The following is a 20968-nucleotide window of genomic DNA, read 5'->3' on the forward strand; positions in this document are numbered from 1 at the left end:
GCCCCCGAGGCGGTTGGATACGGCAGCGAGTCCGGCACGGAGAACTGTCCTCCGCGCCGGACCCGCTACACCGGTTGAGGTCAGGCGGTCACGCAGGTGGCCGTCGTACCCGGGCCGGTGCCGGTGCCCTGGAAGCCGAAGTTGGTCGACTGCCGGCCGAGGACGCGTCCGTTGTAGCTGACGTTGCGGAACTGGACGGATCCGCTGCTGCCGCTGGCCTGGGCATTCCAGGTGCCGGTGACCGCGGCGCCGCCGGGCAGCACGATGGTCACGGTCCAGCCGTTGATATCCGACTGCCCGGCCGTGACCGTCACGCTCGCGGTGAACCCGCCGGCCCACTGGTTGATCGCCACGTTCGCGTAGCAGCCGTCACCGGTCGGCGGGGTGCTCGGCGGGGTGGTGGGTGGGGTGGTCGGCGGGGTGGTGGGTGGCGTGGTCGTCGGCGGGTTGGGCGCGCCATTGGCCAGGCTGAAGGCCAGGTCGGGCTGGAACGAACCGGCCGTGTAGCGGCAGCCGTCCGCCTCACCCGGCGGCTTCACCCACAGGTACGCGTCGATGTTGGCGTCCCCGGTGTTCGTCGTCGGGTACTGCCCGATGCGTCGGTCGGTGTTGTCGTCGCCGCACCAGTCGCCGCTGGCACCGCCGTTGCGGCTGGTGTCGATGACCTGCCGCTTGCCCGAGAGGCCCATGCCGTTGAGGGAGGAGATGACCGCCCGGCCGAAGTTCGCCTCGCTGGAGGTGGAGTTGTAGTTCGACACGTTGCTGAAGAAGCCGTCGGCGTACTGCACGCCGGCCGCCCGCAGCCGGTTGGCCGTCTCACCCGCGCTGTTCCAGGTGGAGTGGCCGGCGTCGAGGTACACCTTGGCGTTGGGGTTGGCCGACTTGATGGTCCGGGTTGCCGTCGAGATCGCCTGGTTGCGCGCGGCGAGCTCGCTGCTGTTCAGGCACGTCAGCAGGGCGAGCGAGTCGGTCTCCAGGATGATCAGGACGGTCTGGTTGCCGAGCCCTCTGGCGAAGTTGGACACCCACGTCTGGTACTGGTTGAGGTCCGGTGCGCCACCCGCGCTGGCCCCGCCGCAGTCCCGGTTGGTGATCTCGTACACCGCCAGCACCGGGATCTGCTGTGCCGCGTTGGCAGCACCGATGTGTTCGGAGACCTCGGCCTGCACGGTGGACGGGTTGAAGTTGGCGAACCAACGGGCCTGCGGCTGACTCGCGATCTTGTCGCGAATCACCCCGACACGTGAGTCGCCGGGGTTGGCGGCGACCCAGCGGACGACCGCCGAACTCGGGTCGCGGTAGAGCGATCCGGACACCGTGCCGGCGGACGCGCCGTTGACGGCGAAGCAGACGCCTGCGGCGACGGTGCCCACGATGGCCGCGACACTGACGGCCGATCTGCCGCGGAGCGGGGAGAGGATAGCCACGACGTGTTTCCTCCTGATCACATTGACGTTTCCAAGTTTGTGGGAGCGTTCCCATGGACGGTAGCGGAGGCGTGAGCCGCTGCCAAGGTGTGCAGACCTGTCGATGCGACGGTGGCCCGTCACAGGTTCGTGGCTGGCGTACCCGCGTCGTTTCCGCACCTGTGGGGCCCGGAGCCGCGCGGCTCCGGGCCCTCCTTCGCGCCCTCGGTCAGGAGCTGGCGCAGGTGACGTTGCTGGGTGCGGTGGCGCCGTTGCCGGTGGCGGTGAACCCGAAGGTCGTTGACGCGTTCGGACCCACTGCGCCGTTGTAGGGGGCGTTCCGGACGGTGACGCTGCCCGAGGTGCCCGTGTTGACACCGCTCCACAGGCTGCTGATGGCCTGTCCGCCGGCCAAAGTCAGGCCCACAGTCCAGCCGTTCAGGGCCGCCGTGGAGTTGTTGGCCACCGTCACCTCAGCCTGGAAGCCGCCGGGCCAGGTGTTCAGCGTCCGGTAGGTGGCGGTGCAGGTCCCCGGCTCACCGGTGGGCGGCGGAGTGGTCGGCGGCGGGTCGGTGGGCGGCGTCGTCGTCGGCGGGGTGGTCGACGCGAACTGGCTGAAGAACCTCCAGATCTCGCCCGAGGTCCACGTCCGGGAGTCGTTGGGGCTGCCCGACCCGTCGACCGGGCTGGGTGTGTGGTCGCCGTCGAACGCGGCCCACTGCACCGGGTACCCGGCTCGGCAGCCGGAGTAGGCGGTGGTGATGTGGGAGAGGCTGCCCCGGCTCGGCTCGCGCGGGCTCTGCGCGGTGCAGCCGTTGTTCCGCACGAACGTGTCGCGCAGTTGCCGACCCTGCGAGATGTTCAGCACGCTGTCGAAGGTGCCGTGGATGCCGAAGTAGGCGACCGGTTGCGTTCCGCCGTTACAGCCGCTGAGGTTGGCGCCGGAGATGACGGTGACCGCGCGGATGACAGTGGGCCGGGCACACGCCACCGCGTAGCTCATCGCGCCGCCGTAGCTCCAGCCCAGAGCGAAGCGCTGGGTCGTGTCGACGCAGAGGTCGTTCTCGACCTGCCGGGAGATGTCGTCGAAGAGGGTCAGGTCCCGGCCGTTGGTGTTGGCCCAGCCGGCGTTGAGACCCTGCGGAGCGACGAAGATCGCGCTGTTGTTCGACAGCGGCTGCAACCCGTAGTAGCCGGCCGACGTGACGTTGTTCGCCGAGCCGTTCAACCAGTGGAAGCCGAAGATCAGTCGGTAGGGGCGGTTCCTGTCGTACCCGTCCGGAATCCGCAGGTTGTAGGTACGGCTCTGCCCGCTGCTCTGGATCGTGCGCGTGCCGCTGGTCAGCGTGGGGGCCTTGCCGCAACCGGCGGTCGCCGCGAGTGTGCCGTACGTCGAGGCCACCGCGGCCCCGCCGAGGCCACCACTGAGCGCTCCGCCGGTGGTGACCGCGAGGAGAAGCGCCGCGGCCGCGATGGATGGGAAGAGGTGCCTCCGTTTGAGCATTGCTTGGCTCCTTGCCGGTGGGCGTCTGGTGCTCGTGACTCGGCAGCGGCACAGCGTGCGCGCGTCCGCCATCCGTCGACGCCGGAGGGTCGCCCGTGGTGGGGCTTCGGAGCTGGGCGTGCGACCGGGCGGAATCGTCCGGCGATCAACCGCGGTCGCCTGACGTCGACGGGGCCCGGACTGGTCACCGACCGGAAGAGGTGTGGGAGAGACGTGCCCTCGGCCTGTCTCCGCCGGCTGTCGAGGTGACCGGGAGCGTGCCCTTCACTCCCGCGTGAAAGATAGCATGTTATCGATAAAGGCGAGACGGGCCGGGCCCGTGGAACGGGCTGCGGCAGGGGCGGGACGCCGGTGCGGGGTCACGAGCCGCGCGGACCGGCCACCCATTCCGCGGCCACCTCCTGCGGGTCGCCCGTCCGGAACAGCGGCGGCTCGTGCAGCAGGAAGTCGCGGTGGCTGATGTTCCAGGCGTACGCCCCGGCCATCGCGAACACCAGCACGTCGCCCACGCCGATCGACCCGGCGGTGGCCGAGAAGGACAGCACGTCCTTCGGGGTGCAGAGCTGCCCGACGACGGTGACCGGCCCGCCGTCGGTACGCGGGCCGTCGACGTCGTGTCGCCGGTGCACGGTGAACGGCTGCGCGTGGCCCTTCGCCGCCGGTGTACGCAGGTGGTGGGTCCCGCCGGCCACCACCACGAACCATTCGCCGTAGGAGCGCTTCACGTCGACGACCTCGGTGAGGTACGCCCCGCAGTAGGCGGTCACCGACCGACCCGGCTCGATGCGCAGCCGCACGCCCGGGTACGCGTCGAGGACGTCCGCCAGGGCCCGGCCGTAGCCCACCCAGTCGAATCGGGCTCCCGGGTCGGCGTAGTCGACGGCCATGCCCCCGCCGACGTCGACCTCGGTGGCACCGACCTCGGTGACCGCCCACTCGACCACGGCGGCGGCGACCGTGCCGGCGAGCGAGGCGTCCAACCCGCTGGCCAGGTGGGCGTGGATTCCGCGTACGTCGATGCCGGCGGGCGGGCGACGGGCGCAGTCGATCGCGTCGGCCGGGTCCATGCCGAACGGGCTGGGTCCCCCGCCCATGACCAGACTCGCGCCCGGGGCGTCGACCGGCAGGTTCACGCGCAGCAACACCTGGGCCGAGGTGCCCGAGGCGGTGGCCAACGCGCCGAGTCGTCGAAGCTCGGCGGGTGACTCGACGTGGATGCGGCGCACGTCGGCGGCGAGAGCCGCAGCGAGGTCCGCGTCGGTCTTTCCCGGTCCGGCGTACGCGGCGGGGGCCCGGTCCGGTGACAGCTCGGCGAGCCTGCGCAGCTCGCCACGGCTCGCGGCCTCGAATCCGTCGACGATCGGGGCGAGGGTACGCAGCACGCCCGGATCCGGGTTGGCCTTGACCGCGTACAGCAACTCCACCTGCCGGGGCAGCGCCGCCCGGATGGCGCTGACCTGGGCGGCCAGCGCGTCGAGGTCGTGGACGTAGACGGGTCGGGTCATCGTGGCCCACCCATCGGGTTCGGCACCGCCACGAAGGGCGCCGCCCGGTCCGCGTCACGCCGCCACCGGACCAGGAGGTTCGCCTTGGCGGGCAACGCCTCCCCGTTGAGCAGCGCGCGCAGCTCGGGCGGATCGTCGAGGTCGGTCGCGACCGCGTCGAGGACGCGCCGTAGCTCCTGCCACAGCCTCCGTTCGATCCCGGGTCGGGCGTCGGCCAGGGCACCGCAGATGCCACCGAGGTGGTTCACGAACAGGCAGTAGACGATCCGGCGACGGGCGTCCCGGGACCCGTACCGGACCTGCGGGGGGACACCGTCGGGCCAGCCGACCAGCCGGTCGGCGTCGAGCTTCACCCCCTCCAGGTCACGCAGCAGCATGCGGACCGGGCGGTGGTCACGGTCGAGCACGACTACCACGTTCTGCAGGTGCGCCTCGTGCACGACGCCGTGGCGGAGCCAGCACCGCAGCACGGCCGGCACCAGCAACCCGATGTACGCGCGCCACCAGTGCACCGGGTCCGGCGTCACCAGCGGTGTGGCGGCCAACGCCGCCGCCAGCATCGGGGTGTCCCCGGGACGCAGGTGCGGGCGCAGGCCGGTGCGCACTATCGTCCCGTACGCCTCGTCCGGGCCGGGAACGTCGACGGTGCGGTAGGCGGGTTCGGTGAGCAGCCCGACGCCGGCCGGCATCGGCACCCCTGCCAGCAGGTCGGTCAGCGCCACCGCCCCGGTGAGCTCGTAGCGGGCGTTCTTGCGCAGGCAGTTGGTGATCCGGACGTGCAGGCTGGTCTTGACGAACAGGTCGGCCGTCGGGGCGTACAGGGTGCGGACACTCGCCGTCGGTCGCACCGGCGTGCCGGCCTCACCCAGGTCGCGCAGGCGCGGGTGCGTCGGCGGGAGCAGGGACAGCTGCCACGGATGCACCGGCAGGACGCGGTGCCCCGCCGGGGGTCGGGGCGGGTCGAGGGCGGCCACGAGCGCGTCGAACGGGCCGGCGCCGACGACCAGATCGTCAGGTACGGCGAGCCAGCGCAGCCGGAACGACGTGCGCAACTCCGGCGCGTACGCCCGCCAGCGGTCGGGGTCGCCGCTGCGCCACTTCGGGGTGGGGTGGTGCGGGTGACCGAAGACCAGTGACTGTTCGGAGTCGACGTACGCGTCGATGGCGGGCTCGCCGGTGGGGTCCGGGTTCTGCGCCGGCCGGTCCGCCAGCAGCCGGGCGACGGTGTCCCGGCTGGCCTGGACCTGCTCGACGAACTCGTCGTTGACCAGGCCGGTACGGGTGGTGAGCTCGGCCGCGACCAGGCGGGCCAACCCGTCGGCGTCGAGGTCCGCCCACCGGCCGCTGTCGGTCGTCCGTTGCACCGGGCCGACGTAGCGGTGTGCCCCGAGCGGCGAGTTCCGCGCGACCTCGCAGCGCACCGTGACGTCGAGGTTCGGCAGCAGGAGCTGTGCGGCGCCGTCGACCACCCTCGGGGTGCCGTCCGGCGGGGCCAGCTCACGGATCAGGCAGCCGAAGACGGCGTGCGCGGCGGCCAGGTCGGCGACCCGACCGGTGTCGGTGGCCGGCCGGGAGCGCAGCTGGGCGCCCGTCATCGTGTCTCCCGGAGGTAGTTCGGGCCGGTACGCAGGTAGTACTTGTTGATGTCGGCGCAGCCGAGCCGCTGCTTGGGCAGCAGGGTGCCGGCGGTGAGCATCCCCTTGACGGGCAGGTGGGCGGCCCGCAGGACCCGCTCGGTGAAGGTTCGCGCCGCGGGCCCGTCACCCCATCGGTCGCGGGCGGCGGCGAGCCGGGGTGCCAGCGCCTCGGCGGGCGACGGCACGGACAGCCCTCGGGCGGCCAGCGCGACCAGGGGCGCGGCGGCGGCCAGGTGCAGGGTGATGGTGACGAAGACGTCGGCCAACTCCTGCGGGTCGCGCGCCCACATCCGGTCGTCGTCGAGGACGAGCCCGCCCGGGCCGCCGTGCCGCGCGTCGAGTCGGGCCCCGTCGTTGTCCTTGTAGAGCAGCCCGACGGTGCCGTCGGGGTGCACCAACAGGTGGATGTTCTGCGGGTGCGCCTCCAGGGCGATCCCGTGCCGGAGCCAGAGGTGGACGTGCCAGTCGAGCAGCAGGTCCAGGTAGGACCCCAGCAGCGTCACCGGCTGCTCGGGGCGGATTCGTTCGAGGACCGTTCCCGCCTCCGGGTCGGCCGCGGCGAGGGCCGCCACCGGCACCACGTGCACGTCCGCGAGATCGCGCGGGAACCGGCGCAGGAGGAAACTGCGCCGCTCGTCTCCGTCGACGTGCGCCCAGGTGCCCTCGTCGACGTGCCGGATCCGCCCGGCGAAGGTGGGTTCGGCGTCGGCGATCCGGTCGAGCAGCGCGGCGACGGCCGCGCCGTCCGCGAGTGAGCCCGGGCGCAGCGTACGTCGGTTGCGGGCGCCGAGGCTCGCGGTCGGCAGCGGCAGCTTGAGATGCAGGTACGGGTCGCGGTCCAGCGCGACCGTCCGCATGGAGAGGGTGGGTCGTACGGTGATCGCCGGCAGGTCCGTCACCGGTAGCGCGTGCCGTGTCGCGGTGACCGGGTGCACCGGGAACAGGACCTGGTCCGGTTTCTGCGCGGGCGGCCACCAGGACGGGAGGTCGCCGCTGAGCCGGACGCCCTCGGCGGGGGCGGCGTGCCACCGCAACGTGAACCGCGGGTGGTGTTCCGGGGCGTACCGGAGCAGTTCGTCGTCGTCGAGACCGTGCCGGCACCGGTCGGTGGGGTAGACCGGGTGGCCGTGGTGGGCGGCGAGCACGTCGTCCAGGAGCGCCGCCGGCAGACCGGTCGGAGTGACCGCGCGGTCGACGGCCACCTGAGCGAGCACCCGGGGCCGGTTGCCTGCGGCGAGCCGCCGGGCCCGCAGGTCGGCGCGACACTCGTCGCCGAAGTCCCGCCAGCCGGCCGCAGCCTCGGGGCTGCCGCTCGGGGCGAGCAGCGTCAACAGTCCTTCCAGCGTGTCCGTGCGGTGGGTGCCGCCGTCACTGTCGAGCAGCAGCACCGACGGCGCGGCGCTGCGGAGGGCCTGCTGGAACCCGTCCGCCCGCACCGGAACGCGTAGCAGACCGGCGGGGTGCGGCACCTCCCACCAGTCGGGGCCGTCGGGTCGGCCGGTGCGCAGCAGGCCGAGGTGATCCTCCCGCAGCAGCGCGTCGAGGACTCGGGTGAAGAGCTCCCGCTCGCAGTCGTCGGTCACGCGGCGATGGTCCACTGAAGGTCTCTGCGGAAGGCGGCCAGCGACTGCCGGACGGCGTGCTCGTCGGGGCCGACAGCGTGCAGCACCGCGAGGTAGTCCCGGTTCGTCCCGGTGTGCTCGGCGACGCGGCCCACCTCGCGCAGCGGATGGCAGGCCAGCCGGACGTCGCCGTCCACTGCCTCCACCCGCCCCGGCGCGGTGACCAGGCGGCCGGGGCGGTCCGCGCAGACGTACTCGACCTGGGCGTACCTGTCGACAGTGGCAGGCAGGTCGAGTGCGCTCAACGGCTCACCCAGGTGCAGGCGGATGACGTGCTCGAACAACGGCACGCCGAGCAGCTCAGCGAGGATCAGGTCCATCCGGTCGCCGATGAGCCGGTAATTGACCTCGATCAGCCGGACCCGGCCGTCGGAGACGACGTACTCGGTGTGACAGGCGCCGAAGCCGACCCCCAGCGCGTCGAGGCACGCCCGCAACCGGGTGCTCTCGCGCTCCGCCGGGGGAGACCAGGCGAGGCTCTCCTCGGTGAAGGTCGGCGGCGGCCCGAGGCCGGTACGCCAACCGCCGATCGAGGCCAGCGCGACTCCGTCGCCGAGGGTCTCGAAGGTCCGCAGCTCACCGGCGAGGTACTCCTCGACCACCAGGGCCACCTCCGGCCGACGGCCACGGATCTCGGCGACCCGGGCGGTCAGCTCGGGCCGGTCGACCACCAGGTACGCGTCCTCGCTGGCCACCCCCGAGCGGGGCTTGACCACGGCCGGGAACATCCCGGCCGGCACCTCCGGCACGGCACCGGGATCGATGGTGACGGTGCGTACCAGATCGAGCCCGGCAGCGGCGATCGCCCGGCGGGCCGCGGCCTTGTCCTTGCACAGACGGGCGGCGTCGGGGTCCTTGCCGGGCAGGCCGAGCTGTCGGGCGGCGATCGCGGTGGCCTCCTGGAGGTGGTCGCTATTGGACAGTAGCGCCACCGGCCGGGTCGGTGCGGTCGCCGCGACCACCGCAGCCGGGTCGCGGACCGCGCAGGCCGCCACCGGCACGTCCGCCGGCCACTCGGCGGGTCGGTCGGTCAGCACGGTGGCCGAGAGCCCGAGCGCCGACGCCGCCGGGAGGAGCCCCTCCACCACGGCGTCGGTGGGGTTGAACGCGGTCAGGTACAGCCGCAACGACGCCTCCGTCGACCGCCGACAGTGGTCACGCCACGACCTTCACACCGTCCGCCGTCGGCTGCGCCGCCGAGTCGGGGGCGGCACCGGGAACGGGCGGAAAGCGCCGCTGGTGGGCCAGGCCGAGGACGACCCCGGCGACCACCAGCACGATGGCGGCGACCGCCACCGCCGGGTAGCCGACCCGGTCGGCCGCCGCGAGGCCGATGGACGCGGCCACGAACGAGCAGACCAGACCGAACGACGACAGGACGGTGAAGTCGGTGCCGCCGGTGTCGGGGCGCGAGTAGTCCATGTTGACGGTGTAGAGCACCACGTTGGCGATCGTGTAGGCCACCATGAAGCAGCAGAGCGCGACGACCGTCGCGCCCAACGGCGCGCGACCGTTCATCAGCGGCAGCAGGAGCAGCGTCGACACCGTGAGGGACGCGCCGCCGACCACGAGGACGCCGCTGCGCCCGAACCGTCCGATGCCCAGACCGGCGACCAGACCGGCGACGATGGCCGGCGCGCTGATCACCACCCCGGTGACCACGCCGATCCGGCCCAACGACCACCCGGCGTCGACCAGGGCGGGCGTGACCAGCGCGTACGCCATCCCCGCCCCGACGTAGACGAGCGGCACCACACCGAACGTCCACCACCGGCAGCCCGGCTGGCCGAACACCGACAGCAGCGCCCGGTAGGCGGTGCCGATCCCGGCCACCCGATCGGTGCGGGGTGGCTCCCGGAACCGCCACACCACCAACAGGCCGACCGCCGTCATCGCGGCCAGCAGGCCGATCGCCGGCACCCAGCCGAACCGGTCGTAGACCAGGACGCAGGCGCCGCCGCCGAGCAGGTTGCCGAGGTAGCTGGCGGCGACCTGGATCCCGTTACCGGTCCCCCGGCTCGACTCGGCGAGCATCCGGACCGCGACGGCGTCCACGGCGATGTCCTGCGTGGCGGAGAAGAAGACGTACGCGGCGCAGATCGCGACGATCGGGCCGAGCGCGTCGGCCGGGTCGGAGAACGGCAGCAGCGCCAGCAGGGCGAGCACCAGGGCGCTCTGGAGCACGAGCAGCCAGGACCGGTAGTGGCCGCGGTGGCGCGAACCGTAGCGGTCCAGGATCGGCGCCCAGAGGAACTTGACGGGCCAGATCAGGCCGACGATCTGCAACAGGGCCAGGGTGTCCAGCGAGGTGCCGCCGTCGCGCAGGATGGCGGTCAGACCGACGGTGATGAAGCCGACCCCGAGGTACTGCGTGACGTACAGCGCGGTCAGTGTGCCGAGCTTGCCCCTCATGCGGCTTTCCAGTAGCCGAGGGAGGTGACCCGGTCCTTGTCGACACCCAACGTCCGCCGGATGTGTCGGGTGATGCCACGGGTGGTGGCCGCCTCGCAGGCCACCCAGTAGTGCCCCGCGCCGCCGGTCGGCAGGGCCGCGCAGACCGTGTCGACGAGGTGTTGGCCGTTGTCGCGCCGGGGCACCCAGGTGACGTCGTGGTGCGCTCGGGCGCGCAACGCGAGGGCCTTCTCGCCGTCGTGGGCGTACTCCAGCCATACCGTCGCCGGAATGTCGGCGCCCGCGTCGAGCAGGCTGTTCACGGCGGGCAGGGACGCCGCGTCACCGACGAGGTAGAGGTGCTCGGGCGCCGGGTCGGGCAGCTCGAACGCGCTGCCCTGGACCGTCGCGGCGATGGTGTCGCCGATCTGGGCGGTGGTGGCCCAGCGGGCGGCGCAGCCGTCGTGGATGGCGAATTCGACTGTGAATCGGCCGGTGACCGGGTCGGGGTCGACGAGTGTGTACGCCCGCTGGTGCGCCCGGCCGTCGTTGTCGAACCACAGCCGGATCCACATCGTCGGGTGCACCCCGCACGCCTCCAGCAGGCCGCCGCCGTCGAGCAGCAGCCGCTGGTAGTGACCGTCGATCGACTCGGTGCCCAGCACGGTCAACCGAAAGTCCCGGCCGCCCATGGCCTTGAGGACCAGGGCCTCCCAGTTCCGTTTCACGCACCCCTCCAGGTAAGGTCATCCTTGGTTAGGGGAGGTTAACCTAAGTTAGGCAGTGGAAGGAACAGAGGACAGCGCCCGATGACGTACCTGGAGAAGATCGCCGGTCTGGGCGAGCTGTCATTGGTGACCGTGGACCCCGACCGCCACGCCGCACTCCTGCACGGCTGGGTGACCCTTCCCCGCAACTCCTTCTGGGGCATGGGGTCACACACGGTGGACGAGGTGCGCGAGATCTACGCCTTCGTGGACAGCCTGCCGACGCACCACGCGTACCTGATCATGGTCGACGCGGAACCGGTCGGCCTCTTCCAGACCTACCAGCCCGAGGCGGATCCGGTCGGCGAGCGCTACCGCGTCCAGCCCGGCGACGTGGGCATGCACCTGCTGCTCAGCCCGGACCGGCGCCTGGCCCGCGGCCTCACCAACGTCGTCGGCCCGGCCCTCGCCCGCTTCCTGTTCCGCGACCCGTCCGCCCGGCGGATCGTGGTCGAGCCGGACGTCCGCAACCACCTCGCGCTACGCCGGCTGGAGATCGAGGGGTTCACCTTCGACTCGGAGATCGACATGCCCGACAAGCGGGCCCAGCTCGCGTTCCTGACGCGCGACCGGTTCGAGGCGAACCACCCCACCCCGGCCTGAGCGCCTGGACGGCGGGCGTCAGCTGTTGGCGCTCCAGAAGCCGATCAGGGTCGCGGTCCACCAGCCCACCTGGGAGACGGTGGCCGCGCCGACGCCGGCCAGCAGAGCCGACCAGGGCGGCGGGCCGTCCACGGCGGTGAGTCGGTCCCGGACACGGCCGAGGAACAACCCGTTGACACCCACCGCCAGCACCGCGAACAGCTTGACCCAGACCAGCCCGGACGACGTGTCCGGGCCCAGGGCCGCGCCGCTGACCAGGAGACCCACCAGGCCCAGCCAGATGAGCAGGTGCACGCCGCGTGCGGCGGTCAGCACGTTCCCGAGCGACTCCCGGCGGAACAGCCAGCGGAGGCTGATCCAGTCCACCGTCAGCACCGCGCCGAAGCCCACCACGAGGCAGGTCAGGTGGCAGAAGAGGGCGACCATCCGCCCACCCGGGGAGAGGGTGACGTGTGGCGCGACCAGGATCGCGAACAACCACCCGGCGCTCATCGCCAGGATCGAGGCGACGATCGCGGTCCGCCCGGCGGCGCGACGGTGACCGCCGCGCCACCGCACGGTCGGCGACGCCTCGGCACGGTGGGCCGCCGGTGACACCCGGGTCGGGGTACGGACGGCGGTGCGCAGCTCGGACACTCAGTCGACCCGCGGAGCGCCGGGCCGGCCGTCCAGAGCGCTCAGCTCGGCGGCCCGTGCCTGCTGCATCCGGCCGGCGAGCGCCTTCAACTCCGGGCTACCTCCGGCGGTCTGCTCGCCCCGGCACAACACGACCGTCTGCGCGAGGTGCGCCCGCAACAGGGCAGCCGCCCGGGACGGCACCTCGGCGTCGGGCGTGGCCCGCAACTCGTCCAGACTGGCAGCGGTGACCATGCCGGGCATCTGATGCCCCTCGTGGATGTTCAGCTCCGGAACGTTGCCTGCGGCGAGGATTGCGCGCAGGTCCCGCAACTCGGCCCGGTGCGCCTGCCGGAGGTCGCCGAGGAGGCCCCGCAGTGACGGGTCGGCCCCCGTCGGCCGGGTGTCGAGGTGGTCGATCAGCGCGAGCGCGCCCTCGTTCATCGGGATCAGCAGTTGGATGAAGGCGTCGTCGGTGCCGTTGAGCACCACGGGCACGGTCGGCACGGCAGCGGGCGGGGCGGCCGCCGTCGACGGAACGGCGGCCGACCGGTCCGCCGCCCGGTCGGCACGGCCCCAACCCTGGCTGAGACCGACGGCCAGCGTCGTCGCGACCAGGGTCGCGACGACGCCGACGATCCGCCGGACACGGCCGTCGACCCCGGAGCGTCCGACGGTGACCGGCGGCTCCACCGGCGCGGGCCCGCTCAACGGGCGGCCTGGAAGGCGCGGCCGACCGCTGTCGTCCGGGTTCCGCTGCTGAACAACCCGGACCGGTCCTTGTCCGTCGCCGGCAGGCCGAACCACGCGTAGCGCTGGACGTAGGAGAGCTGACCGAGCATGGCGGTGGCCGCCGTGAGGAAGGCCGCCTGCTGTTCCTGGCTGGGGAACTGCGCACCGCCGCCGTCGAAGCGGATCAGGGCGAACTCCGTCAACCAGATCGGTTTGCGGTACCGCTGGTGGACAGCCTGGAGGTACTGCCGCAGTTGGTCGACCGCGGCGGCGGTCGCGAAGTCGGCACCGAACCAGTGCACGGTGATGAAGTCCACCCGGTGGCCTCGGGCCTGGGCGCCGGTCATGAACCGGTCGAGCCAACCCTGCGGGTCGGGCGCGCCGACGGCGACCGCCGGGCTGCCCAGTCTGCTGCCCGTCGCCATCAACTGTGGCCACAGGTCGAGCGCCTGCTCGACGGTCATGTTCGCCTGCTCGGGCATGTCCGGCTCGTTGAAGGTGAGCAGATCCGGCCCCGCCGCCTTCGCCTTGGCCAGTTCCGGGGCCGTGACGTTCTCCGCACTGCGGATCATGGGCACGAACGTGACACCCCTCGGGGTGCTGATCCCCGGGTGCTGGGTGCCCCAGGTGTAGTACCAGCCGGCCTTCGAGGCCGCGAGCGCCTGGCTGGCCCCGGCGAAGTTCCACACTCCGACGCCCTTGCGGGCGGAGCTGACCGCCGGGGCGACCGGGGCCTTCGACGAGGGCCGTGCGCTCGGCGACGGGGCGACGCTCGGCGGGGCGGCGACGGTCGGCGCCGCGGACGGCGGAGCGGCCCAGGACGGTGCGGACGGATCGTCCGGCAGGATCACAACCGCCGTGGTGATGGCCAGGACGGCCGCGGCCACACCTGCGGTCAGCGATGGGATGAGACCACGGGGGCGGTTCATCGCGAGGTCGACGACGCTGGGACCGCCGCCCGCGTCGGAGGGCGCGGTCGGCCCGGCACCGGGTGCGGCCGTCGAGCCCGGAGGCCCGACGACCTGCGCGGCGGCGGTCGGCGCGGCCGCGCCCGGCACGTGGGCGCTGAGGCCCGCCGGCAGCGGCAACATCGGCAGGCCGGCGAGCAGCCGGTCGATCGGCAGCAGCGTGGCGCCGAGTTGACCGCACACCGCGCAGTCGCGGACGTGCCGGGCCAGTCGTTTGCGCCAGAGCGGGCTGGGCGTGCCGTCCCACTCGGCGGTCACGGCCCGCAGGTCCGGGCAGCCCGGTCGGGCACGCAGCGCGCGTACGACGCCACGGGCGCTCTGGATCTGCTCCTTCATCCGGTGGACGCGCACCGCGACGTGCCCCGGTGACAGTCCGAGCGCGTCGGCGACCTCGTTCCGGGCGATCTCGCCGGTCTCCTCCAGCCACCACAGCGACAGCAACTCCTGGTCGTCCGGGTCCAGCCAACGGGTCGCCTCGGCGACCTCCCGCCGCTGGTCGGTGAGGCCGAGCCGGAGGATGGTCATGCCAGCGAAGTCGGAGGCGGGGTCGGGCACGTTGTGGATCGCGTCCAGCCCGGCGTCGCGGTTGAGCGCGACGCGTCGGCGCTGTTCCCAGTCGCGCACCTGGCGGATGGCGATCGCCACCAGCCACGATCGGTACGCCGCCGGGTCGTTGAGCGCGGGCAGGTGCCTGATGACCCGTACCAACGTCTCCTGGACCACGTCGTCGACGTCGGCGTGACCGCGCAGCGCACGCCCGACGATGTTGTAGACCAGCGGTAGCGAGGCCGCGACGACGTCATCGAGGGCGCGCTGGTCGCCCTGTCGGGCCGCGACGACCAACCCGGCATCGGGTAGTGCTCGACCGGCTGGCGACATGTGCGTCACTCCTCGTTTGCTCGTCCGCGCGGCGCGTCGGCCGCCCTCAGGATCGGAGACTGGCAGCGTCCGGTCGGATTACAGAATTGTCGGGTCGTCGGCGGGCCGAGGGCCACCCAGGGCCGTGAGCAGCGCTTCGAGCGACAGCCAGCCGAGCCACCTCATACTTTCGGCTAGTAATAGCTCAATCTTTCGGGTAGCGTGCACGTCATCAAGTGAACGACATGACGCGGTGGTGAGGCCCGTGCTCGTGGCCTTGCGACAGCGCACCCTCGCCCGCACGTGCGCACCGGCGGCAGCCGGTTCGGAGATCTCTTCCGGTCGTCCCGATCGACGGGCATCTGCGGGAAGGACCATCACATGTCCAGCATCGCCGGCACAGCGACCAGCACCCTCCTCCGTCAGCGAGGCGGTGACCAGAGCCCGGACGACCTGTTGGCCACCATGGCGGCGACCCCGGCCGACGACCCTCGCCGCCCAGCCCTGCGGGACCACGTCATCGAGGCATGGTTGCCGCTCGCCCGGCACCTGGCCCGCCGCTACGCCGGGCGAGGCGCCGCCGACGAGGACCTGACCCAGACCGCGTCGGTCGGGCTCATCAAGGCCGTCGACAACTTCGACCCCAGCCGGGGCATCGACTTCACCGGGTACGCCATCCCCACGATCATCGGCGAGATCAAGCGGTACTTCCGGGACCGCACCTGGGCGGTGCGCGTTCCCCGCCGCCTCCAGGAGCTACGTCTGTCGATCAGCGCGGCGAACAGCACCCTGACCCAGACCCTGGGCCGCTCGCCGACGGTGGCCGACATCGCGTCCTACCTCGACCTATCCGAGGAGACCGTGCTGGAGGGGTTGGAGGGCGCCCGCGCCTACCGGGCCACGTCACTGTCCACCCCGATCGGGGTGGACGGCGACCGGGAACTCTCGGACACCCTCGGCGGCGACGACCACGAGTTCGACCTCGTCGAGATCCGGGTCGCCCTCGGCCCGGCCCTCGCCACGCTGCCGGAGCGGGAACGCGAGATCCTGAGCCTGCGCTTCCACGGCAACCTGACCCAGGCCCAGATCGCCGACCAGGTCGGTGTCTCGCAGATGCACGTCTCCCGACTGATCACCCGATCGCTGGCCACGCTGCGTCGCCACCTCTCCGACGACAGCGTTTCCTGAGACCGCTCAGAGCTGGACGACGCGGCCCACCCGCGGCGGCGTACGGCCCGCGAGCACGTCGAGCCACGCCTCGCGGAGGGCCTCCGGGCCCACCCCCACCTGGACGTCGAGCCACCCGCCCACGACAGCGGTGAAACGTTGCCAGGCCTCGGTGAACCGTCTGTCCAGACCGTCGCGGCCCCAGTCCTGGCTGCGCTTACGCATCTGGACCGGCGCGAAGAACACCTCCTCGGCGGCGTCGGCGTTGGGTGTCTGGTTGGTGAGCCCCACCGCGATGTCCCGGACGAGCCGGTCGCCGAGGTGCCGGCGCAGGGTGGCGCGGGTCGAGGGCGCGCCGGACAGGTCGAGGTAGACGGTCGGAACGGCGTCGACACCCTCGATGTCGTCGTACGGGACGACCTCGTCGTAGCAGCCCAGCGATCGGGTGAAGGCCAGGTTGCCGGGCGACGTGAGCCCGACCAGGCGCGGCCCGCGACCGCGCAGCTCGAACGCGGCGGCGTACGCGGTCTTGCTCGACGCCGACGACACGAGCAGCGACTCGGCGCCGTAGAAGTCGTTGTCGACGACCTGGTCGGCCAGCATGAACGAGGTGAAGAACAGCGGCCGGAACAGGATCAGCAGGTCCTCCTGGTCGGGCTGGTACGCCGGGTCACCGCTCGTCGACCGGTACGCGTTGTACGGCGACGGCAACTCGGCCCGGTGCGGGCTCGCGTCGCGGAAGCCGGAGGCGTCCACGCGGTCGGGACGTACCAGCAGATGGCCGGCGGGCGGCAGGTATCCGTAGACCCGCTGCCCCACCTCGACGCCGGCGACCGCCGAGGCGACCACCTCGGCGAAGCCCCAGAGCGGCGGCAGACCCCACTGGGGCGCGAGCCCACGGGACGCCGGCGGGAAGAACTCCCAGTAGCGCATCGCGTCGCCGAGCACCGCGTAGGTCACGTTGTTGGCGGTGACTCCGACGCGATCCACCCGCAACACGGCTTCGCCGTCGGCCGCGACCGGCGCGGCACCGTCGACGAGCGTCGTCTGCCCGAGGTCGTCACGCATCACCGCGAAGGTCCATGAGTCGGCCATGAGGTGACGCTAGACACGACCACGAGGGGAGACAAGTGCACTGCGAGTGCAAAATCCCACTGGCACGTCCGCCCTCAGGGTTCGAGCACCACCTTGCCTGCCCGACTGCGGGTCTCGGCGAAGGCCAGGGCGGTGGCGACCTCGCCGAGCGGGTAACGGGCGGCGACCTGCGGCACGATCACTCCCTGCCGTAGCAGGTCGAGCACGTGGCCGAGGTCGCCGCGCAGACGACGCCGGAACGTGGCGCGCCGAGTGAGGCTGCCGGCCCAGAAGTTGTAGAAGCCGACCCGATGGCCGTTCGGCAACGCGTTCCAGGTGAAGAGGCGGGCCAGCAGCTTCACGAAGACCCACAGCACCGACTGCCCGGTGCCCACCGCGGCGGCGTTGCCGTAGACGACCAGCTTGCCGCCGGGAGCGAGCAGGCCGTACGACGTGCGGACACCGGGTCCGGCGACCGGGTCGAAGACCGCGTCGACGCCGCCCGGCGACAGCTCACGGACCCGTGCGGCCAGGTCCGGATCGCGGTAGTCGAGCGGTTCGACGCCGAGGTCGCGCAGGCCGGCGTGGTGCCGTGCGGCGGCGGTGCCGATGACCCGCAGGCCGAGGTGGCGGCCGAGTTGGACGAGCACGGTTCCGACGCCACCGTTCGCGCCGTGCACGAGGATGGTCTGCCCGGCCCGCAGGTCTGCGCCGCGCAGCATCTGCCAGGCGGTCACCCCGTTGACCACCACGGTCTCGGCCTCGGCGGGATCGAGGCCCACCGCTACGGGGGTCAGGACGTCGACGTCGACGAGCGCGTGGGTGGCCCAGGCACCGGTCTTGGTGACCGCCGCCACCCGGGTGCCGATCAGCGAGTCGTCACCGCCGGGGCCGACGGCCCGGACCGTGCCGACGAGGTCGTAACCGGGCACGAACGGGAACTTCGGCTGGCCGGGGTAGAGGGCCCGGCGCATCTGCTGCTCGGCGAACGAGATGCCGGTGGCCTCGACCTGGACGAGGGCCTGCCCGCGTCCAGGTACGGGCATGGCGCGTCGGTGCAGCTGGAGCCCGTCGGGCTCGACCACACCGGGCAGCACCACTTCGGTGATCGTCGTGTCGGTGGTCATCGCCTTCTCCTCTTGTTTGTAAGTGTGCACTCACACAGTTCTGAAGGTCGAAAAGTGGGCCGCCAGCGCGCGGCCCGGGTCGAGAGGCGGATCAGGGGTGCCGGATACCGGCGGTCAGAGCGCGAGCCCACGGCTCAGGCACCTGCTCCAGCCCTGCGGTCACGATCAGGTGGCAGAGCTGCCCGTACGCGAAGAACTGCTGCACCTGCGCGTCGCTGGCACCGGCCCGGTCCTGCACGAAGGTCGCGACCCGGCGGTAGCCGGCGCGGACCGCCTCGGCGATCTCGGGAATGTCCGTGACGGCCTGCGCCTGGACCTGGAAGAGCAGCAGATCCCGGTCGGCGATCAGCTCGGCGTAGGCACCGCCCATCGCGTCGAGCACCTCCTCCGGGCCGCCACCCGCGGCGCGCTCCGCCCCCGCCTCGATCGCCGTGGCGATCCGTTCGAAGCACGCATCGGCAGCCGCCACGAACAACCCGAGCTTGCCGGAGAAGAGCCGGAAGACGTACGCCTCGGAGATGCCCGCGGCGGCGGCCACGGCGGTGACCGGCGTGGCGTGGAAGCCGGTGCGCGCGAACGCCGACACGGCGGCGTTCAGGACGGTGACCCGGCGGGCCTCGGCGGTCGATCGCATGTTTGTAAGTGTGCACTCACAAACAATGTCTCGTCAAGCCGCGCTCACTCCAGCGGGTAGAGACGGGCCGGAGGCCGTCCGCGACCCAGCCGCGCCTCCGGATGGCGGAGTCGGCACACCACGCCCTCGCGGCGCCGCCCGCCACCGGCGACAGCGGTCGCTCTGGACGCAGTCGCCGCCTGCCCGGTTCTAGTGTTCGTGGGGCCGGTTACGGATCACGGTGAGCGCGAGCACTGCGGTCACCAGGAAGACGATGCCGTTGATCCGCAGACCCGCCTGGACGCCAGAGGTCAGCGCCTCGGCCAGCGCCGACCGGACCGGGTCGGGCAGTGACTGGTCGCCGGTGGCACCGGTGACCACCGCCGCCTGCACGGCCGTACGGGTCGGCTCCCCCACCTGGTGGGCGGCGAGCCGGTCCGGGAGGTCGGCCAGCATCGTGGTGGTGAGCAGCGTTCCCAGTAGGGACGAGCCGATCACCGAGCCCACCTGGCGGGCGGCGTTGACCGCGCCGGAGGCCATGCCCGCCTGGGCGGGCGCGACGCTGGCCAACGCCGCCGCCGTGGCCGGGGCCACCACCATTGCACTGGCTGCGCCGAACAGCGCGAGCAGTGGCCAACGCTGGCCGAACGGGGTGGTCGGGCCCTGGGCGGCCAGCCCGAAGCTGGCCAAAGCACCGAGGACGAGACCGGCGGTGAGGGGCGCCTTGAATCCGGTACGACGGATCAGCCGCCCGGCGCCGAAGGCCGCAACCACGTAGACACCGAACAGCGCCAGCATCCGCCAACCGGTGTCCAGCGGGCTGAGCGTCTGCGCGCGCTCGTGGAACAGGACCAGCAGGATGGCCACGCCGGTGAAGCCGAACAACGACACCGCGGCGACGACCATGACGGCGCTGAACGACCTGTTCCGGAACAGCCGTACGTCGAGCATCGGCACGCCGGCGCGCAGCTCGACCAACACGAACCCGACGAGCGCCGCGGCCGCCACCACCCAGGCGACCACCAGCACCGGGCTGGTGTAGCCGTCCTTGCCACCCTGGATCATCGCGTAGACGGCGGCGGCGATGGCGACGGTGCCGAGCAGCAGCCCGGGTACGTCGAGTCGGGCCGCACTCGGCCGGGACTCGGCCACTCCGACGGCGGCGACGACGAGGGTGACCACGCCCAGCACGATCGTCGACAGGTAGACGCTGTGCCACTGGTAGTGCTGTAGCAGCGCACCGGCGATGAGCGGGCCGACCGCGAGCCCGATGCCGGAGGCCGCGGACCACGCGGTGATGACCTCGGTGCGCTGATGCGGGTCGGTGAAGGTCGCGCCGAGGATCGCGAGGCTGTTGGGCAGGATCAGGGCCCCTCCGAGGCCGGCGACCAACTGCCCGACGATCACCCAGGCCGCAGTGGGTGCACCGGCTACCACGGCACCGCCAACGATCATGGCGATGACGCCGGCGCCGAACATGCGCCGCCGTCCGTAGCGACTGCCCAGCGTGGCGGCGGACAGCACCATGCTCGCCACGACCAGGGTGTAGGCGCTGGGGATCCAGATCACGGTGGTGGGATCGATCCGAAGGTCACGCTGGATGGTCGTCAGGGCGGAAACCGTCGCGGTGATCTGCAGGAACGTGATCATCGCGCCCAGACACGTGGCGATCAGGGTCATCGGGCGAGAGCCGCGGAGCGACGGCCGCGCGATGGCCGGCGCGGCTGCGGCCGGGGCCGTGGTGTTGGTGGTCACTGGCATCCTCGATGCTCGTCGGTCTGACTTGCGTACGCATAAGTCAGCAGCGTCCCAGTGAAGCACCTGGCTAGCCCTGACGCAAGTCAGGTAGGCTGGACCACATGGAAGACCTACGAGACGATCGCGACTCCTGGTCGACTGCGAACTGCTCGGTGGCCCGGGCGATGGACATCGTGGGCAGCAGGTCGACCGTCCTGATCATGCGCGAGGCGCTGCTCGGCACGCGCCGCTTCGACGACTTCGTCCGCCGGGTGGGCGTCGGCGAGCCCGCCATGGCCGCCCGCCTCAAGGAGATGGTCGCCGCCAACCTGCTCGAACGGATCCCCTACCGGGAGCCGGGGCAGCGCACCCGCCACGAGTACCAACTCACCCGCAAGGGCCGCGAACTCCTGCCCGTGATCACCGCACTGCGCAACTGGGGCGACACCTGGGCCGCCGACGAGGCCGGCCCGTCCGTCACCTCCACCCACCGCAACTGCGGAGAGCCGGTACGCGCAGTGCTCCGCTGCGCAGCCGGCCACGACGTGGAGAGCGGCGACATCGACATCAACACCGGGCCGGGAGCCATCCGACGCGTCTGACGCCTCGGCCCAGCCGCCTCGACCGCTGCCACTCCGCATC

18 protein-coding genes are annotated in these 20968 nt (G+C 72.1%); 3 read left to right on the forward strand and 15 right to left on the reverse strand.

All coding sequences use genetic code 11. The annotated features are described in order from the left end of the window. Positions 1-80 precede the first annotated feature (80 nt). The 8 genes from GA0070612_RS03310 to GA0070612_RS03345 all read right to left on the reverse strand — a co-directional run bounded on the left by GA0070612_RS03310 (position 81) and on the right by GA0070612_RS03345 (position 10793). Complete coding sequence (locus GA0070612_RS03310) at positions 81-1427, reverse strand: glycoside hydrolase family 6 protein (RefSeq protein ID WP_088986570.1); 1347 nt, start codon at positions 1425-1427, stop codon at positions 81-83. 208 nt (positions 1428-1635) lie between these two features. Further along, on the reverse strand, positions 1636-2910 hold the full coding sequence (locus tag GA0070612_RS03315; RefSeq protein ID WP_088986571.1) for a cellulose binding domain-containing protein: 1275 nt from the start codon (positions 2908-2910) through the stop codon (positions 1636-1638). A 359-nt stretch (positions 2911-3269) separates the two neighbouring features. After that, a complete protein-coding gene (locus tag GA0070612_RS03320) occupies positions 3270-4415 on the reverse strand; it encodes an alanine racemase (protein WP_088986572.1) in 1146 nt (381 codons plus the stop codon). Further along, on the reverse strand, positions 4412-6010 hold the full coding sequence (locus GA0070612_RS03325; RefSeq protein ID WP_088986573.1) for an IucA/IucC family protein: 1599 nt from the start codon (positions 6008-6010) through the stop codon (positions 4412-4414). Before GA0070612_RS03325 ends, GA0070612_RS03320 begins: the two co-directional genes overlap by 4 nt. Then, entirely contained in the window at positions 6007-7635 is a 1629-nt protein-coding gene (locus GA0070612_RS03330) for an IucA/IucC family protein (protein WP_088986574.1), read from the reverse strand. The genes GA0070612_RS03325 and GA0070612_RS03330 overlap by 4 nt, the downstream gene beginning before the upstream one ends. Beyond that, entirely contained in the window at positions 7632-8801 is a 1170-nt protein-coding gene (locus tag GA0070612_RS03335; protein WP_088986575.1) for an ATP-grasp domain-containing protein, read from the reverse strand. The genes GA0070612_RS03330 and GA0070612_RS03335 overlap by 4 nt, the downstream gene beginning before the upstream one ends. Positions 8802-8829: 28 nt before the next feature. Next, positions 8830-10086 carry an MFS transporter gene (locus GA0070612_RS03340; protein WP_088986576.1) on the reverse strand — a complete coding sequence of 419 codons (1257 nt, stop codon included), beginning with the start codon at positions 10084-10086 and terminating at the stop codon, positions 8830-8832. Beyond that, on the reverse strand, positions 10083-10793 hold the full coding sequence (locus GA0070612_RS03345; protein WP_088986577.1) for a siderophore-interacting protein: 711 nt from the start codon (positions 10791-10793) through the stop codon (positions 10083-10085). The genes GA0070612_RS03340 and GA0070612_RS03345 overlap by 4 nt, the downstream gene beginning before the upstream one ends. Before the next feature lie 81 nt (positions 10794-10874). Between GA0070612_RS03345 and GA0070612_RS03350 the strand changes: the two genes are divergently transcribed. After that, positions 10875-11435, forward strand: a complete 561-nt coding sequence (locus tag GA0070612_RS03350) for a GNAT family N-acetyltransferase (RefSeq protein ID WP_088986578.1) — start codon at positions 10875-10877, stop codon at positions 11433-11435. 18 nt (positions 11436-11453) lie between these two features. Here GA0070612_RS03350 and GA0070612_RS03355 read toward each other — a convergent pair whose 3' ends face one another. Genes GA0070612_RS03355 through GA0070612_RS03365 form a run of 3 tightly spaced genes read right to left on the reverse strand, consistent with a single transcriptional unit; the run spans position 11454 to position 14629 of the window. Further along, positions 11454-12071: a hypothetical protein gene (locus GA0070612_RS03355; protein WP_088986579.1), complete on the reverse strand. Its 618-nt coding sequence runs from the start codon at positions 12069-12071 to the stop codon at positions 11454-11456. Continuing rightward, positions 12072-12761 (reverse strand): DUF305 domain-containing protein, encoded by a 690-nt coding sequence (locus GA0070612_RS03360; protein ID WP_231924456.1) that lies wholly within the window; start codon positions 12759-12761, stop codon positions 12072-12074. It lies immediately after the preceding gene. After that, entirely contained in the window at positions 12758-14629 is a 1872-nt protein-coding gene (locus GA0070612_RS03365) for a sigma-70 family RNA polymerase sigma factor (protein ID WP_088986581.1), read from the reverse strand. The genes GA0070612_RS03360 and GA0070612_RS03365 overlap by 4 nt, the downstream gene beginning before the upstream one ends. 360 nt (positions 14630-14989) lie before the next feature. On the opposite strand from GA0070612_RS03365, the gene GA0070612_RS03370 reads away from it, so the two are divergent. Then, positions 14990-15796, forward strand: coding sequence for an RNA polymerase sigma factor SigF (locus GA0070612_RS03370; RefSeq protein ID WP_088986582.1), 807 nt, complete (start codon positions 14990-14992; stop codon positions 15794-15796). A 6-nt stretch (positions 15797-15802) separates the two neighbouring features. Here GA0070612_RS03370 and GA0070612_RS03375 read toward each other — a convergent pair whose 3' ends face one another. The 4 genes from GA0070612_RS03375 to GA0070612_RS03390 all read right to left on the reverse strand — a co-directional run bounded on the left by GA0070612_RS03375 (position 15803) and on the right by GA0070612_RS03390 (position 20350). Continuing rightward, entirely contained in the window at positions 15803-16870 is a 1068-nt protein-coding gene (locus GA0070612_RS03375) for a DUF2855 family protein (RefSeq protein ID WP_088986583.1), read from the reverse strand. A gap of 74 nt (positions 16871-16944) precedes the next feature. Further along, positions 16945-17976 (reverse strand): medium chain dehydrogenase/reductase family protein, encoded by a 1032-nt coding sequence (locus GA0070612_RS03380; protein WP_088986584.1) that lies wholly within the window; start codon positions 17974-17976, stop codon positions 16945-16947. Positions 17977-18067: 91 nt separating this feature from the next. Further along, positions 18068-18610, reverse strand: coding sequence for a TetR/AcrR family transcriptional regulator (locus GA0070612_RS03385; protein WP_088986585.1), 543 nt, complete (start codon positions 18608-18610; stop codon positions 18068-18070). A gap of 189 nt (positions 18611-18799) precedes the next feature. Continuing rightward, positions 18800-20350, reverse strand: coding sequence for an MFS transporter (locus GA0070612_RS03390; RefSeq protein ID WP_088986586.1), 1551 nt, complete (start codon positions 20348-20350; stop codon positions 18800-18802). Positions 20351-20448: 98 nt separating this feature from the next. Here GA0070612_RS03390 and GA0070612_RS03395 point away from each other — a divergent pair, with 98 nt between their 5' ends. After that, on the forward strand, positions 20449-20928 hold the full coding sequence (locus GA0070612_RS03395; RefSeq protein WP_088986587.1) for a winged helix-turn-helix transcriptional regulator: 480 nt from the start codon (positions 20449-20451) through the stop codon (positions 20926-20928). Positions 20929-20968 lie beyond the last annotated feature (40 nt).

The sequence above is a fragment of the Micromonospora chokoriensis genome, assembly GCF_900091505.1.
GTDB classification, from domain to species: Bacteria; Actinomycetota; Actinomycetes; order Mycobacteriales; family Micromonosporaceae; genus Micromonospora; species Micromonospora chokoriensis.

Excerpts from the sequence above, each read along its gene's own strand:
- GA0070612_RS03315 (WP_088986571.1), bottom strand. The coding sequence starts at position 2,910 with ATGCTCAAACGGAGGCACCTCTTCCCATCCATCGCGGCCGCGGCGCTT.
- GA0070612_RS03320 (WP_088986572.1), bottom strand. The coding sequence starts at position 4,415 with ATGACCCGACCCGTCTACGTCCACGACCTCGACGCGCTGGCCGCCCAG.
- GA0070612_RS03325 (WP_088986573.1), bottom strand. The coding sequence starts at position 6,010 with ATGACGGGCGCCCAGCTGCGCTCCCGGCCGGCCACCGACACCGGTCGG.
- GA0070612_RS03340 (WP_088986576.1), bottom strand. The coding sequence starts at position 10,086 with ATGAGGGGCAAGCTCGGCACACTGACCGCGCTGTACGTCACGCAGTAC.
- GA0070612_RS03350 (WP_088986578.1), top strand. The coding sequence starts at position 10,875 with ATGACGTACCTGGAGAAGATCGCCGGTCTGGGCGAGCTGTCATTGGTG.
- GA0070612_RS03365 (WP_088986581.1), bottom strand. The coding sequence starts at position 14,629 with ATGTCGCCAGCCGGTCGAGCACTACCCGATGCCGGGTTGGTCGTCGCG.
- GA0070612_RS03370 (WP_088986582.1), top strand. The coding sequence starts at position 14,990 with ATGTCCAGCATCGCCGGCACAGCGACCAGCACCCTCCTCCGTCAGCGA.
- GA0070612_RS03375 (WP_088986583.1), bottom strand. The coding sequence starts at position 16,870 with ATGGCCGACTCATGGACCTTCGCGGTGATGCGTGACGACCTCGGGCAG.
- GA0070612_RS03380 (WP_088986584.1), bottom strand. The coding sequence starts at position 17,976 with ATGACCACCGACACGACGATCACCGAAGTGGTGCTGCCCGGTGTGGTC.
- GA0070612_RS03385 (WP_088986585.1), bottom strand. The coding sequence starts at position 18,610 with ATGCGATCGACCGCCGAGGCCCGCCGGGTCACCGTCCTGAACGCCGCC.
- GA0070612_RS03390 (WP_088986586.1), bottom strand. The coding sequence starts at position 20,350 with ATGCCAGTGACCACCAACACCACGGCCCCGGCCGCAGCCGCGCCGGCC.
- GA0070612_RS03395 (WP_088986587.1), top strand. The coding sequence starts at position 20,449 with ATGGAAGACCTACGAGACGATCGCGACTCCTGGTCGACTGCGAACTGC.